Annotated in this window: 10 protein-coding genes; 7 read left to right on the plus strand and 3 right to left on the minus strand. The window is 56.8% G+C overall.

Translation table 11 applies throughout. The features are described 5' to 3' along the window. Positions 1-78 precede the first annotated feature (78 nt). From radA to yjiA, 5 genes are all read left to right on the plus strand, one after another. Positions 79-1,446, plus strand: a complete 1,368-nt coding sequence (gene radA / locus V6P94_RS06775; protein ID WP_133078610.1) for a DNA repair protein RadA — start codon at positions 79-81, stop codon at positions 1,444-1,446. A gap of 129 nt (positions 1,447-1,575) precedes the next feature. Beyond that, positions 1,576-2,772, plus strand: coding sequence for a Fic family protein (locus V6P94_RS06780; protein WP_326398527.1), 1,197 nt, complete (start codon positions 1,576-1,578; stop codon positions 2,770-2,772). 121 nt (positions 2,773-2,893) lie between these two features. Beyond that, positions 2,894-4,960, plus strand: coding sequence for a carbon starvation CstA family protein (locus tag V6P94_RS06785; protein WP_133078609.1), 2,067 nt, complete (start codon positions 2,894-2,896; stop codon positions 4,958-4,960). Positions 4,961-4,975: 15 nt separating this feature from the next. Further along, on the plus strand, positions 4,976-5,173 hold the full coding sequence (locus tag V6P94_RS06790) for a YbdD/YjiX family protein (protein WP_007937254.1): 198 nt from the start codon (positions 4,976-4,978) through the stop codon (positions 5,171-5,173). A gap of 143 nt (positions 5,174-5,316) precedes the next feature. Continuing rightward, positions 5,317-6,291, plus strand: a complete 975-nt coding sequence (gene yjiA / locus V6P94_RS06795) for a GTPase (protein ID WP_133078608.1) — start codon at positions 5,317-5,319, stop codon at positions 6,289-6,291. 226 nt (positions 6,292-6,517) lie between these two features. Here the strand turns inward: yjiA and V6P94_RS06800 are convergent, their stop codons facing one another. The 3 genes from V6P94_RS06800 to V6P94_RS06810 form a co-directional block, all read right to left on the minus strand. Next, positions 6,518-7,072, minus strand: coding sequence for a hypothetical protein (locus V6P94_RS06800; protein WP_219263146.1), 555 nt, complete (start codon positions 7,070-7,072; stop codon positions 6,518-6,520). Positions 7,073-7,215: 143 nt separating this feature from the next. Then, entirely contained in the window at positions 7,216-8,469 is a 1,254-nt protein-coding gene (gene glyA / locus V6P94_RS06805) for a serine hydroxymethyltransferase (protein ID WP_133078606.1), read from the minus strand. A 98-nt stretch (positions 8,470-8,567) separates the two neighbouring features. After that, on the minus strand, positions 8,568-12,428 hold the full coding sequence (locus tag V6P94_RS06810) for an EAL domain-containing protein (protein WP_338649136.1): 3,861 nt from the start codon (positions 12,426-12,428) through the stop codon (positions 8,568-8,570). Positions 12,429-12,695: 267 nt separating this feature from the next. Here V6P94_RS06810 and ettA point away from each other — a divergent pair, with 267 nt between their 5' ends. Continuing rightward, positions 12,696-14,363, plus strand: coding sequence for an energy-dependent translational throttle protein EttA (gene ettA, locus V6P94_RS06815; RefSeq protein WP_133078604.1), 1,668 nt, complete (start codon positions 12,696-12,698; stop codon positions 14,361-14,363). A gap of 277 nt (positions 14,364-14,640) precedes the next feature. Next, positions 14,641-15,978 carry an NADP-specific glutamate dehydrogenase gene (gdhA, locus tag V6P94_RS06820; protein WP_133078603.1) on the plus strand — a complete coding sequence of 446 codons (1,338 nt, stop codon included), beginning with the start codon at positions 14,641-14,643 and terminating at the stop codon, positions 15,976-15,978. Positions 15,979-16,063: the final 85 nt, after the last annotated feature.

A 16,063-nucleotide genomic window follows, 5' to 3' on the forward strand; every position in this document is an offset into this window, starting at 1 on the left:
TCAGCATGGCAGATCATGCCCGCGCCGCACTGATCAAAGCTCAGTGGGCTATCATCGCGTTTTTTCCCTGGAGTTCAGATGGCCAAGCCCAAGCGCATTTACGGCTGCACAGAGTGCGGCGCAACCTTTCCCAAGTGGGCAGGGCAGTGCGGCGAGTGCGGCGTCTGGAACACCCTGGTCGAGACCATTGTAGAAAGCGGCGGCGCCGCGCCGCCCAGTGGCCGTACCGGCTGGACAGGGCAACAGGCCCAGATCAAAACCCTGGCCGAAGTCAGCATTGCAGAAATCCCGCGCTTCTCCACCGCTTCCGGTGAGCTGGATCGGGTGCTCGGGGGCGGTCTGGTCGATGGTTCGGTGGTGTTGATCGGCGGTGACCCGGGTATCGGCAAGTCCACTATCTTGCTGCAAACCTTGTGTCAGATGGCTACGCGCATGCCTGCGCTGTATGTCACTGGCGAAGAGTCCCAGCAGCAAGTGGCCATGCGCGCCCGACGCCTGGGGCTGCCCCAGGATCAGCTCAAGGTGATGACCGAAACCTGTATCGAAAACATCATCGCCACCGCCAAGCTCGAAAAACCCAAGGTCATGGTGATCGACTCAATCCAGACCATCTTCACCGAGCAACTGCAGTCGGCGCCGGGCGGTGTGTCCCAGGTGCGAGAAAGTGCGGCATTGCTGGTGCGTTATGCCAAGTCGAGCGGCACGGCCATTTTCCTGGTGGGCCACGTGACCAAAGAGGGTGCGCTGGCCGGACCGCGGGTGCTGGAGCATATGGTCGACACCGTGCTGTATTTCGAGGGTGAGTCTGACGGTCGCTTGCGTCTGTTGCGCGCAGTGAAAAATCGGTTTGGCGCGGTCAACGAGCTGGGTGTGTTCGGCATGACCGACAAAGGCCTGAAAGAAGTCTCCAACCCGTCAGCTATTTTTCTTACCCGTGCTCAGGAAGAAGTGCCGGGCAGCGTCGTCATGGCCACCTGGGAGGGCACCCGTCCCATGCTGGTGGAAGTGCAGGCACTGGTGGACGACAGCCATATGTCCAACCCGCGCCGTGTGACCCTGGGTCTGGATCAGAATCGACTGGCCATGCTGCTGGCTGTCCTGCATCGCCACGGCGGTATTCCCACTCATGATCAGGATGTATTCCTTAACGTGGTGGGCGGGGTCAAGGTGCTGGAAACCGCGTCCGACCTGGCGCTGATGGCGGCGGTGATGTCCAGTCTGCGCAATCGACCGCTGCCCCATGATCTGCTGGTGTTTGGTGAGGTTGGCTTGTCCGGCGAAGTGCGCCCGGTACCCAGCGGTCAGGAGCGGCTTAAAGAAGCGGCCAAGCACGGTTTCAAGCGTGCCATCGTGCCCAAGGGCAACGCCCCCAAAGAGTCTCCGCCGGGCTTGAAGGTCATCGGTGTGACCCGCCTTGAGCAGGCACTGGATGCGTTGTTTGAATAGGGTTTCATATCTGTAAAAAAATCTGCAATAGTCAGGTTTTTAGTTGTCTGTTAATGTCGGTTTTGGCCTGTATTTATAGGCTTTAGTCTATAAATACGATGTGCTAATAAATCTGCAAAAGAGTCCGCCATGACTGAGCTTTACGACACCGTTAGCTGGCTTGAACCTCTGTTATTCGACCCGATTCCGGCTGATATGGTCGAGATGGCGGATCAGATGCTGACATTAAAAGGCCGCCTTGAAGGTCTTTACCCTGGCGAGACCGCTGAACGTATTGGTCAACTGTTACAGCTGACCAACAGCTTTTATTCGAACCTTATCGAAGGGCAGTACACCGAGCCCAAGGTGATAGAGCAAAAGGCTCGTATCAAGCGCTCAGCCAAGCAGTTGACTGAAATCGCAACTTCCCATGTCCATGTTCAGCGAGCACTTGAGCGAATCATTGACAGGGACGGTGGTCCAGACTGGCGGAATCTGTTTTCGGTGAGTTTTGTTTCCCTTGTTCATCGCGGACTCTTTCGTGATGCGAGTGAGCAAGAACTTCGGATCCAGGGTCTGGATACACCCATGGTGCCCGGACAACTCAGAGATATTGCCCAACTCAACGTCTCGGTCGGTCAGCACGATGCGCCTGCTTATCAAGCTATACGTCTCATGCTTGAGCGGATGCAAGTCGTTTATGGGCGGGTTGCAGATCCGCGTTATCGCTTGATTGCAGCACTGGGCTATCACCATCGTCTGGCTTGGGTTCAACCTTTTCCAGATGGCAATGGTCGGGTGGTGAGGATGATCACTCATCTGCAGTTATTGAAGCTGGGACTCGCGTCACCGTTATGGTCTTTATCCAGAGGGTTGGCCCGTAATCATGAGGCCTATTACCAGCATTTGGCCATGGCGGATCAACATCGTCAGGGCGATCTGGACGGCCGTGGGCAATTGTCCTTGAAGGCCTTGCAAGCATTTGTGCGCTTTATGCTGCGCACTTGTATCGACCAAATGACCTATATGCTGGACGCACTGGATCGCGATGCACTGCGTTCTCGTCTTGAGCGTGCCGTGGTCTTCGATGAACGTTTTATCGCTGCGGGCATCAAGCCAGAAACCGCCCGCGCACTGCATATCCTTATTACCCAGGGCGCGGTGCTGCGTAACGACTTCAAGGTCTATATGGGCTTGGGTGAAAGAACGGCAATCAACCAGTTGAAACTGTTGGTGCACTTGGGTGTGGTAGACAGCCCCTCACCAAAGTCGCGGCTTATCCATCCGGGGTTTCCGGTGTGGTTTGCGCAACTTGTATTCCCTGATTTACATAAGCGGTTTATCTGAGCGTCAGGCAAGACAAACCCACAAAAGAAGGCTCTAGACCAACGTTAGGGGCTGGTCTTTAGAGCCAAGAGCGCTAAACTCCGGGGGCAGTCTTTCTTGTCCAACTGGCCGGAATTAAAAAATGAATAATAAAAATAGCCTGCTACGCCACATTCCGTGGCTGGTGCTGGCAATTGTAGGAGCCTGCGCCCTTGGCGTAGTTGCGTTACGCCGGGGCGAGGCGATCAACGCCTTGTGGATCGTAGTGGCAGCGGTTGCCATTTATCTGGTTGCTTACCGTTATTACAGCCTGTTTATTGCCACCAAGGTGATGCAGCTCGACCCCAGTCGCGCTACGCCTGCAGTGCTCAACAACGATGGTCTGGACTATGTGCCGACCAACAAGCACATTCTTTTTGGTCACCACTTCGCCGCCATCGCTGGCGCCGGACCGTTGGTGGGGCCGGTTTTGGCCGCGCAAATGGGCTATCTGCCGGGCACGCTCTGGCTGATCGCCGGTGTTGTTCTGGCCGGTGCGGTGCAGGACTTCATGGTCCTGTTCATGTCCACTCGCCGCAACGGTCGCTCTTTGGGCGACATGGTGCGTGAGGAAATGGGCAAGATCCCGGGCACCATCGCGCTGTTTGGTTGCTTCCTGATCATGATCATCATCCTGGCGGTGCTGGCGCTGATCGTGGTCAAGGCCCTGGCCGAAAGCCCGTGGGGCATGTTCACCGTGATGGCGACCATCCCGATTGCGATGTTCATGGGCATTTACATGCGCTACATCCGCCCGGGCCGCATCGGTGAGATCTCCATTGTCGGTGTGCTGCTGTTGCTCGGCTCGATCTGGCTGGGGGGCCAGATTGCGGCAAGCCCTGAATGGGCTCCGGTGTTTACCTTCACCGGTACGCAGATCACCTGGATGCTGATCGGTTATGGTTTTGTTGCAGCCGTGCTGCCGGTTTGGCTGGTTCTGGCACCGCGTGACTACCTGTCGACCTTCCTTAAAATCGGCACCATCGTGGCACTGGCCATCGGCATTCTGGTCACCATGCCTGAGCTGAAAATGCCAGCATTGACCCAGTTTACCGACGGTACTGGCCCAGTCTGGAAAGGCGGTCTGTTCCCGTTCCTGTTCATCACCATTGCCTGCGGTGCGGTATCGGGTTTCCACGCACTGATTTCTTCGGGTACTACACCCAAGTTGCTGGATAACGAATGCAACTCCCGGTACATCGGCTACGGCGCGATGTTGATGGAGTCCTTCGTGGCCATCATGGCCATGGTTGCCGCTTCGGTCATCGAGCCGGGCGTGTACTTCGCCATGAACAGCCCGGCGGCCATCGTCGGCGGTGATGTGGTGACTGTTGCGCAAACCGTTAGCAGCTGGGGCTTTGCAATTACCCCGGATGCACTGACCGCACTGGCCAAGGATATTGGTGAAACCACCGTTCTGGCCCGTGCCGGCGGCGCACCGACACTGGCTGTGGGTATCGCTCAGATCCTGCATAACGTGTTGCCGGGCGAAAACACAATGGCGTTCTGGTATCACTTCGCCATTTTGTTTGAAGCCCTGTTTATCTTGACGGCGGTTGACGCCGGTACCCGTGCCGGTCGCTTTATGCTGCAAGACTTGCTGGGCAGCTTTGTGCCTGCACTCAAGCGCACCGAGTCCTGGGGCGCCAACATGCTGGCAACAGGCCTTTGTGTAGCGATGTGGGGTTACCTGCTTTATCAGGGCGTGATCGATCCATTGGGCGGCATCAACACCCTGTGGCCGCTGTTCGGTATCTCTAACCAGATGCTGGCGGGTATCGCGCTGATGCTGGCAACCGTTGTGCTGATCAAAATGAAGCGTCAACGCTACATTTGGGTGACCATGCTGCCAGCGATCTGGCTGCTGATCTGCACCACCGTTGCAGGTTTTATCAAGCTGTTCGACGCCAACCCTGCGGTCGGCTTCCTGGCCCTGGCCAACAAGTACAGCACTGCGCTGGAAGCGGGCCAAGTCATTGCCCCGGCGAAAAACATCGACCAGATGCAGCACGTGATCATCAACGCCTACACCAACGCCGGTCTGACCGTGCTGTTCCTGTTCGTGGTGTTCAGCATTCTGTTCTTTGCGATCAAGGTGGGCGTGGCAGCATGGGGCAGTAAAGTACGTACGGATAAAGAGTCGCCGTACCAAGTCATGCCGGATGCATAACAGAGGGTTGCAATCATGTTCAATGACCTGAGTCGCCTCGGTAAATACCTCGGTCAGGCCGCGCGCCTGATGGTCGGCATGCCCGACTACGACAACTACGTCGAGCATATGCAAACCAAGCACCCGGACAAGCCTGTCATGAGCTACGAGGCGTTCTTCCGCGAACGCCAGGAAGCCCGTTACGGCGGCAAGGGTGGGCCCAAGTGCTGCTAGCCCCTCAGGGCTAAGTTGCATCTGACTGTGGGAGCGGGCTTGCTCGCGATGAGTGCTCTGCGGTGTATCCGTTACACCGCGCTGCTTGAGTCGCGGGCAAGCACGCTCCCACTTTTTTTTGCGTCATTTCAAGGAGACTGTGCATGTCCTCTCCAATCCCCGTCACCATCCTCAGTGGCTTTTTGGGTGCCGGTAAAACCACCTTGTTGCGTTACCTGCTCAAGGCCGAACATGGCCTGAAAATCGCCGTGATCGAGAACGAATTCAGCGATGCCGGGATCGATACCCAGTTGTTGGGTGATGAGCCCGTGCAAGTCATGACACTGGCCAATGGCTGTGTGTGCTGCACCATTCACACCGACCTGACCAAGGCGCTGTACCTGCTGCTGGAGCGTCTGGACAGTGGCGAAATAGCGTTCGACCGCCTGGTGATCGAATGCACCGGCCTGGCCGACCCGGCACCGGTGGCGCAAACCTTTTTCATAGACGAAGAACTGCGCGAGCGTTACCTGCTGGACGGCATCATCACCCTGGTGGACGCCGCGCACGCCGATGTACACCTGAGCCAAACCATCGCCCAGGCACAAATCGGTTTTGCTGACCGCCTGTTGGTGAGCAAGCGCGACCTGGTGGATGACGCCACCTTTGATGCCTTAAGCGAACGCTTGACCCGTATCAACCGCCGGGCGCCGATTCGTGTGGTTGAGCACGGCAAGATAGATCTGGCCGAGTTGCTGGATGTCCGAGGGTTCAATCTCAATGCAGACTTGGGCGGTGGCCTGAATTTGCGTCCGGTGCAGCCTGCGTCATCTATCGACCGCATCTCAAGCCTTGTGCTGCGCACCGAAACACCGCTGGATATCGACAGCCTCAGCGCGTTCATGAACGAACTGCTGGAAGATCACGGCAAGCAATTGCTGCGTTACAAAGGCGTGCTGAGCATTGCCGGTGAAGATCGACGGCTGGTGTTTCAGGGCGTGCTCAAGCTCTATGGCTTCGACTGGGACACTGAGTGGGCGGAGGGTGAGGTGCGCGACAGCGTGATGGTATTTATTGCCGATGACTTGCCTGAAGCCAAGATTCGCGAGGGGTTTGATGTTCTAGCCTCACGAAAATAGCGGGTTTTTCGCACCGCTTTGCCAATGGCTGCGACGCTGTTGCTTCGCGCCGGTAGTGACCTGCTGAACGTATTGGGCTGGCGTTTGCTACCCGAATAAAAACGTCACGTACTACATTGTGTGGGAGCGGGCTTGCTCGCGATGATATCGACACGGTTTGTCTGAAAGACCGCATTGCCTGAATCGCGAGCAAGCCCGCTCCCACATAAAGATGAACCGGTGTGGGTTAATAAGCCCCGTTTCTTTCTATCACACTTAAAAGAAATACCATTTTGTGGCTTTCAGCGGTTTCCCCCAAGTATGAGTGAGGCGAGCCCTTGGCTCTTTTTACCCCTATATATTTATTGTTGTGAGTTTTTAGAGTGATCAGCGTATGAGCTTGACTTAAGTTGTCCGCTGTAACGGCCGTATTGTTTTCATCTAGCAACGTGAAGGTAAGTGGGTGTTTTAGTGTCGGACTTCTCGCATAGAGTATATCCATATGGTTTTTGGCCAGCCGATGCCGATCATATTGGCCGGCGTGTTTGATATGTATTTCATACCCTTTTACGGTATGCCGGAAATATAGTTTGAGTACCGTCTTGACCCCGCCTGTGGCGTGGGCCTGAATCCCCACGGCTGCGGAGTCGTCTCTGGTCTGCGGCCGGCCGGTGAAGAAACCGCCGCTGGCAAATACGTCAGTGACTGTTACAGGCTGGCCGTGAAGCGTCCCTAATAGATGAAGGTTATGGTTCGGTACTTGTAAGGTGGCGATGAATGATTGTTGTGTATCGTTAGTCATTGTCTGAACTCTGTTGTTGGTGAAAAGCATAAAGTTCAGATTAGGTCGTTATCACCCATGGACATATGGCGATATGTTTCAAAATAACTGGGGCAATAAAAAGCCCGGCTCAAGAGTCGGGCTTTTTATTCAGCTATTTACACTTAGTTGCCGTATACCGGCAGCTTGGCGCAGATGGCTTTGACTTTTTCGCGAACGGCGTCGATAACGGCTTCGTTGTTGATATCAGCCAGGATGTCGCAGATCCAGTTAGCCAGTTCACGGCACTCTTCTACTTTGAAGCCGCGAGTGGTAACAGCCGGAGTACCGAAACGCAGACCCGAGGTCACGAACGGGGAGCGTGGATCGTTCGGCACGGAGTTTTTGTTCACGGTGATGAACGCTTTGCCCAGTGCGGCGTCAGCGTCTTTGCCGGAGATTTCCTGCTTGATCAGCGACAGCAGGAACAGGTGGTTTTCAGTACCGCCCGATACCACGTCAAAGCCGCGCTCGATAAACACCGATGCCATGGCTTGGGCGTTTTTCACGACTTGTTGCTGGTAAGCCTTGAACTCTGGTTGCAGAGCTTCTTTGAAGCACACGGCCTTGGCGGCGATGACGTGCTCCAGTGGGCCGCCTTGCGAACCCGGGAAGACAGCCGAGTTCAGCTTCTTCTCGATGTCGGCGTTGGCCTTGGCCAGGATCAGGCCGCCACGTGGACCGCGCAGGGTTTTGTGAGTGGTGGTGGTGACCACGTCAGCAAACGGAACCGGGTTAGGGTAAACGCCAGCCGCTACCAGACCGGCTACGTGAGCCATGTCGACGAACAGGTAGGCGCCAACCTTGTCAGCGATAGCGCGGAAACGCGGGAAGTCCAGGATCTGCGAGTAGGCAGAGAAACCGGCCACGATCATTTTTGGCTTGTGCTCAACGGCCAGACGCTCTACTTCGTCGTAGTCGATCAGGCCGTTGGCGTCGATGCCGTACTGGATGGCGTTGTACAGCTTGCCCGAGGACGAAACGCTGGCGCCGTGGGTCAGGTGACCGCCGTGTGCCAGGCTCATGCCCAGGATGGTGTCGCCAGCCGACAACAGGGCCAGGTAGACAGCGCTGTTGGCCTGGGAACCGGCGTGTGGCTGAACGTTGGCGTAATCGGCGCCGAACAGCTCTTTTGCACGGTCGATAGCCAGTTGCTCAACGACGTCGACGTATTCGCAGCCGCCGTAGTAGCGCTTACCCGGGTAGCCTTCGGCGTATTTGTTGGTCAGAACCGAGCCTTGAGCTTCCATGACCGCTGGGCTGGTGTAGTTTTCCGAAGCGATCAGCTCAATATGTTCTTCCTGGCGCTGAGCTTCTTGCTCCATGGCGGCAAAAAGGTCGGCGTCGAACTTGGCAAGTGTCAAATCACGGCTGAACATGGCGGTCCTCAGGGATCGGGGGCAGAAAAGGAGGGCATTCTAACTCAATGGGTTTTATCTGGCATATGAATGCGATTCACGGTGATGAGAGGCAGGATTCACATGTGCAGTTCATCACTGGCCGCTTGCAGTTGCTTGACCAGTAGATGTGCTGGCATCGGGCGACCAAACAGATAGCCTTGCACTTCATCGCACCCATGCTCGCGCAAGAAATCCAACTGCTCCTGGGTCTCCACGCCTTCGGCGATGACGGCCAGGTTTAGGCTATGGGCCATTGCAATGATTGCGCGGGCAATCTGCGCGTCCTGTTCGCCTGAGGGCAGGCCATCGACAAAGGTACGGTCGATTTTCAAGACATCGATCGGGAATTGCTTGAGGTAGTTGAGCGATGAATAACCGGTGCCAAAGTCGTCCACGGCAATGCTGAGGCCGAGGTTTTTCAGACTGGCCAGAATGTGCAGGGCTTCGCTGACTTCGCGCATCAGGATACTTTCGGTCAGCTCAAGCTCCAGGCAGGCAGGGGACAGGCCGGTCTCCTTGAGGATCGTGGCGATGCGCGTGCCCAGTTGGCCATCGGAAAACTGGCGCGCCGAGATGTTGACCGAGACTTTGGGCACGCGCACTTTGGCCTGGTGCCAGAGCTTGAGCTGGCGACAGGCCTCGGCCAGCACCCAGTCACCCACTTCGACCACCAGGCCCAGCTCTTCGAGTACCGGGATAAAGTCACCGGGCGGCACCAGTCCGCGCCTGGAGTGGTTCCAGCGCAGCAATGCTTCAACCCCGGTCAGCCGTTTGCCGTCGCCGCTGAATTGCGGCTGGTAAAAAAGGATGAACTCTTGCTGTTCAAGGGCGTGGCGCAGGTCGCTCTCAAGTTCCAGGCGCTCAAGGGCGCTGGCGTTCATGTCTGCCTGATAGAACTGGAAGTTGTTTTTGCCGCGCTCTTTGGCGTGGTACATCGCGGTGTCGGCGTTCTTCATCAACTGGCTGAGTTCGTTGCCGTCTTGCGGGCTCAAGGCAATGCCAATACTGGCGGTTACAAAGAACTCGCGACTTTCCAGTACAAAGGGTTTTACCAGGCTGGCAAGGATTTGCTCGGCCACGCTGATGGCCCGGTTCAAGGCCAGTTGACGGGTGGCTCGTGGTTGCAGGAGCAGGGTGAATTCGTCACCGCCCATACGCGCCACGGTGTCGTCGTCACCGACGCAGGCCAGCAAGCGGATGGCCATGTCCTTGAGCATTCGATCGCCTGCGGCGTGGCCCAGGGAATCGTTGATCGGCTTGAAACGGTCGAGGTCGAGGAACATCAGCACAACCCACGACTTGTTGCGTTCGGCCTGTTGCAACGCAGTGTGCAGGCGATCCTGAAACAGCGTCCGGTTAGGCAGGTGCGTCAGGGCGTCGTAGTAAGCCAGGCGGTGAATTCGCTGTTCACTGGCTTTGCGCTCGCTGATGTCACTGAAGAAGCACACGTAGCTGGCCAGATCACCCTCGTCATCGAGCACGGCAGTGATGCCGACCCACGCCGGGTAGTGTTCGCCGTTGAGACGCTTGAGCCAGACTTCGCCCTCCCATGTGCCATTGACATGCAGTTGCTTGAGCACATAGGTCAGGTGCGCGCGTTGTTGGGCATCAACGGTCAACATGCTCGGCAATTGGTCGAGCACCTGGGCCACGGCGTAGCCGCTGACCCGGCTAAAGGCTTCGTTGGCCTGCACGATATAACCGGCGGGGTCGGTAATCAGGATAGCCGAGGTGGAGTGCTCAAACACCGTAGCGGCCATGCGCAGGTCTTTTTCAGCACGACGTTGCTGACTGATATCACGGCCAACGCCCAGAATGCCTTCGAAACCATCGTTTTCATCCCACACCAGTACCAGCCGCAGCTCGATGGGGACTTTATGCCCGTCGGCGCGCAAGCAGTCGAACAGGAACAACTGGGTTTGCACCTGGGCGCGCAGGGCCGAGAGTTGTCGAGGTGTGTGCAGGGCGGCGCGGATACGTTCGATCAGGCTGTAGATACCCTCCAGTTGTTGCGGGGTCGCGATAATTGACTGCCAGCCATTGTCGAACACCCATTGTGCGTCGTACCCCAGCACGGTCTGGATGGAGGGGCTGAGGTAGTTCATGCGCAACGTGCTGTCGGTGGAGAAAATCACGTCGCTGATGCTTTCGGCCAGCATCCGGTAGCGCTGCTCGCTGTCACGCAGTGACTCACTGGCTTCGATCTGGTCGGTGATGTCTTTGGCCACCCCGACAATGCGCGTGACTTGATCCCCGGTGTCACGGGCAAAGGCCTGCTCACGGATGTCAAAGCGCCGCCAGGTGCCTTGCTGATGACGAAAGCGCAACTGGCACTGCATCAAGTGCTTATAGCCATCTTCCCGTTGCTGCTGGCGCAGCTGGTGATAACGTTCGGCGTCATCCGGGTGCAGCAACAGTTCCCAGAAATATGCGCCCATTTCCTGAAGTTCGATGGCGCTGTAGCCCAGGGTCTGCCCAAGGTGATGGTTGCTGAATATGATCCGCTGGCTGATTACATTTTGCACATAGAGGTGGTCAGGTACGGTACGCACGACATCCGACCAGAAACTTTCGCGCTCTTGCAGGGACAATTCGATCAGCTTGCGGCTTGTGATGTCGCTGATGCTCAGGATGACCGCGTGATAGTCCTGAGGGTCTTCAGGCAGGCGCAGCACCAGCCACACATGTTGATCCCGGCCGCTGGCATCGCTCAGCTTTACTTCCAGTTCAAGTTGCTGCTGTTGATCCAGTACGGTTTCGACGATTTGATAGCCAATGGCCGAACTGGTTTGGGGGCAGCCGTTAATCAGCTTTAGCCAGGCACCGTCCCCGGATTCGACCTCCAGCAGCTGCATGGCGACCTGATTGACTTCAGTGATGCGCAGTTGCGCAAATAATTGACTACGAAGCTGGGGGTGGTCGCTTAGCCATTGCTTGAGGTCACTGCTGTCGTGGAGTTTTTCGCGCTCAAGAAACCCCGGCAAGCTGGACAGATCGAGCACGCACAGGGCAACCCCGGTGCCTTCGAAAATATCGTGATAACGGCGGCGGCCTTCATGCAGTTGGCGTTGGCGGCGGCGCATGTTGAGCAGCGCAATGATCGGCAGCAACGAAAAGAGCAAGCCGAGCAGGCATTTGACGATCAGTCCGGGCAGCAGTCGTTCAACCGCCTGGCCTTCATTGAACAGCCCGCGTAACTGCCAGTCGCTGTGATTGATGGGGCTCAGTTGTACGGTGTCGCTTTCATCCTGCTGGCTCAGGGTTGAGGCTGGCGAAATGGGGCTGTAGGCACGCTTCAGGACCTTGCGGGTTTTCACGTTTTCAATCAGCCATTGTGGCCGACTGCTGCTGGCGTTCTGGTGTGTCATGTTTTGCAGCAGTTCCGGGCTCATGCGCAGCAGCCAGTAACCACCGATATCGCCTGCGGGCTGGCGCAGCAACAAATAGAACATGCTGGCGTCAGCGTTATTGCTGAAGTAATAGCCGTCGGTACGTTTTCGCGAGGGGATCAGGCTTGCCCATTCAGCCAGGAATGCAGCGTCGGGGGTGGTGCCAGCGCTGTCGAACACGACCTGCCCGGCAGTGCTGAGCAAGACCAGGCTCTGGAGCGAGGGTACGTATTGATGCAGTTGATTGACCAGTGCCTGCTGTTGGCGCAGGGTTTTCGGCAGCGTATCGACAGGAAGCAGATTAAGGGCGGTTTCGGCCCGTACTTCCATGCTCAGGCTGATGTGGTCGGCCAGATCGGCACTGTAGTTGATGCTGTTTTGACGCTCTTGCTGGAGCGTTTCCTGGAACTGCTCAATCAACAACCAGAACAACATCGCCAGCAGCAACAGAACCAGAGTGGCCAATGCACTTTTCAACGTTCCGCGCACAGGCGTCCCAAGAAGTGGGTTGGACGCTTTATTCAGAGTGGGCGGCGTGACATTGGGCAACGTGTGATCCTGCAATTTGGCGGCATTGGCGCCAGGCCCCCTAAAGACGCCCAGAGGGCGCCTAGCATGCCTTGGGTTGTGGCAAAGTGCCAGCCCTCTGGTCTGCACTGGTTTGCCCTGTTCAGCGCATTCAGGTAGATTCGGGCGTCTACATTTATGCATTTTCTGCGAGCAGGCATTGATTTCGATCAGTCCCTGACTTTCTGCTATGGCCTGATCCGGGCATTGCTCGCACCTTATTCACTCGTCTCTGACCCTAGGTTCTCCATGGCTCAATACGTTTTCACCATGCATCGGCTGAGCAAAGTTGTTCCGCCGAAGCGGGAAATCCTGAAAAACATCTCCCTGTCGTTTTTCCCTGGCGCCAAGATTGGCGTACTCGGCTTGAACGGTTCGGGTAAATCCACCCTGTTGAAAATCATGGCGGGTGTCGATACCGAGTTCGACGGCGAAGCCCGTCCGATGCCCGACCTGAACATCGGTTACCTGCCGCAGGAACCGCAGCTGGATCCGAGCAAAACCGTGCGCGAAGTGGTTGAAGAAGCCGTGAGCGTCATCAAGGACGCTCAAGCGCGCCTGGATCAGGTTTACGCCGAATACGCAGACCCGGATGCCGATTTTGACAAGCTGGCTGCTGAACAGGCCAAGCTTGAGTCGATCCTGCAAGCGAGCGACGGTCACAACCTGGAGCGCCAGCTGGAAGTCGCTGCCGACGCCCTGCGTTTGCCAGCCTGGGATGCCAAGGTTGAGCACCTGTCGGGTGGTGAGAAGCGCCGTGTGGCCTTGTGCCGCCTGCTGCTGTCGGCCCCGGACATGCTGCTGCTCGACGAACCAACCAACCACCTGGATGCCGACTCTGTAGCCTGGCTTGAGCACTTCCTGCACGACTTCCCGGGTACCGTGGTTGCGATTACGCACGACCGTTACTTCCTGGATAACGTGGCGGGCTGGATCCTTGAGCTTGACCGTGGCGCGGGCATTCCTTACGAGGGCAACTATTCGGGTTGGCTTGAAGCCAAGTCCGATCGTCTGGCTGCCGAATCCAAGCAGCAGTCGGCCCATGAAAAGGCCATGAAAGACGAGCTGGAATGGGTCCGTAAAGGTGCCAAGGCGCGTCAGTCGAAGTCCAAGGCTCGTCTGCAGCGTTTCGAGGAACTGCAATCGCAGGAATTCCAGAAGCGCAGCGAGACCAACGAAATCTACATCCCGGCTGGTCCGCGCCTGGGTGACAAGGTTATCGAGTTCAAGAACGTGTCCAAGGGTTACGGCGATCGCGTGTTGATCGACAACCTGTCGTTCGCGATGCCTAAAGGCGCCATCGTTGGCGTGATCGGCGGTAACGGTGCCGGTAAGTCGACCTTGTTCCGCATGCTGATGGGCAAGGAACAGCCGGATTCGGGCAGCATCGAAGTCGGTGAAACCGTGCAACTGGCGTGCGTGGACCAGAGCCGTGACGATCTGGACGGCAGCAAGACTGTGTTCCAGGCGATTTCTGACGGTTCTGATGTGATACGCATCGGTAACTATGAAATCCCGTCGCGTACCTATGTAGGTCGTTTCAACTTCAAAGGTGGCGATCAGCAGAAGTTCGTCAAGGACCTGTCCGGTGGTGAGCGTGGTCGCCTGCACCTGGCCCTGACCTTGAAAGAGGGCGCCAACGTGCTGCTGCTCGACGAACCGTCCAACGACCTTGACGTTGAGACGCTGCGTTCGCTCGAAGAAGCGCTGCTGGACTTCCCTGGCGCCGCCATTGTGATCTCTCACGATCGGTGGTTCCTTGACCGCGTTGCGACTCATATCCTGGCGTACGAAGACGACTCGCAAGCAATCTTCTTTGAAGGTAACTACACCGAGTACGAAGCTGATCGTAAAAAGCGCCTCGGCGAAGCGGCCACTCAGCCGCACCGTGTGCGTCACAAAAAACTGGCCCAGTAAGGCCGGTTTGCAAGAAAAGACGGAGCCCCTCGGGGCTCCGTTTTTTTTGCAGAGCAATACTGACCCTGTGGGAACAGAAGGTGGGTTTTTAGTGGTGCAAAAGTGAGTACAAGAAGCTTTTTTTTGGTGCGCAAAAGCCCGTGAAATCGGTTTAATTTATATAAATGCACCATTTAAATTCAGAACTGCGACATTTTGCGCTGTCGCGGTGCCACATGAATTGATAAAGTTCCGGTCAATCTCTGTTTAACGACAATAAATTTGCCGAGAATTAACCATGATCGAATCCGTCGACCAGTTCCTTGCCCGCCTGAAAAAACGTGACCCGGACCAGCCTGAATTCCACCAGGCAGTAGAAGAAGTCCTGCGCAGTTTGTGGCCGTTTCTTGAAGCCAATCCCCATTACCTCACTTCAGGCATTCTTGAGCGCATTTGTGAACCTGAGCGCGCGATCGTGTTCCGCGTATCCTGGGTTGATGATGAAGGCAAAGTGCGGGTTAACCGTGGTTTCCGTATCCAGATGAACAGCGCCATTGGCCCTTACAAGGGTGGTCTGCGGTTCCATCCGTCGGTGAACCTTGGCGTTCTGAAGTTCCTGGCGTTCGAACAAACCTTCAAGAACTCCCTGACCTCGTTGCCTATGGGCGGCGGCAAGGGCGGCTCTGACTTCAACCCCAAGGGCAAGAGCGACGCTGAAGTCATGCGTTTCTGTCAGGCCTTCATGAGCGAGCTGTACCGCCATATCGGTTCGGACGTTGACGTGCCGGCAGGCGATATCGGTGTAGGCGCCCGTGAAATCGGCTTTATGTTTGGCCAGTACAAGCGCCTGAGCAACCAGTTCACCTCGGTGCTGACCGGCAAGGGCATGAGCTACGGCGGCAGCCTGATCCGCCCTGAAGCCACCGGCTTTGGTTGTGTGTACTTCGCGCAGGAAATGCTCAAGCGCAGCGGCCAGCGTATCGATGGCAAGCGCGTAGCGATCTCTGGCTCCGGTAACGTGGCGCAGTATGCGGCGCGCAAAGTCATGGACCTGGGCGGCAAAGTGATCTCGTTGTCGGACTCCGAAGGTACGTTGTACTGCGAAGCCGGTTTGAGCGAGGAGCAGTGGGAAGCGCTGATGGAGCTCAAAAACGTCAAGCGCGGTCGTATCAGCGAATTGGCCGGGCAGTTTGGTCTGGAGTTTCTGGCGGGCCAGCATCCGTGGAGCCTGGCGTGCGACATCGCATTGCCATGCGCCACTCAGAACGAACTGGACGCTGAAGCGGCCCGTACACTGTTGAGCAATGGCTGTGTGTGCGTAGCAGAAGGCGCGAACATGCCGACTACCCTCGAAGCGGTCGATCTGTTTATCGAGGCCGGTATCTTGTTTGCACCGGGCAAGGCATCCAATGCCGGCGGCGTGGCGGTGAGCGGTCTGGAAATGTCGCAAAACGCCATGCGCCTGCTGTGGACGGCAGGAGAGGTCGACAGCAAACTGCATAACATCATGCAGTCGATCCACCATGCGTGCGTTCACTACGGCGAAGAAAACGGTCGGATCAACTACGTCAAAGGCGCGAACATTGCGGGCTTCGTGAAAGTCGCTGACGCGATGCTGGCCCAGGGCGTGGTGTAAGCCGGTTCCGTTCTTCTGTGGGAGCGGGCTTGCTCGCGATGCAAGCGACGCGGTGTATCTGTTGCATCACGTCGATCCAATCGCG

The organism is Pseudomonas sp. ML2-2023-3 (assembly GCF_037055275.1).
Taxonomy (GTDB): domain Bacteria; phylum Pseudomonadota; class Gammaproteobacteria; order Pseudomonadales; family Pseudomonadaceae; genus Aquipseudomonas.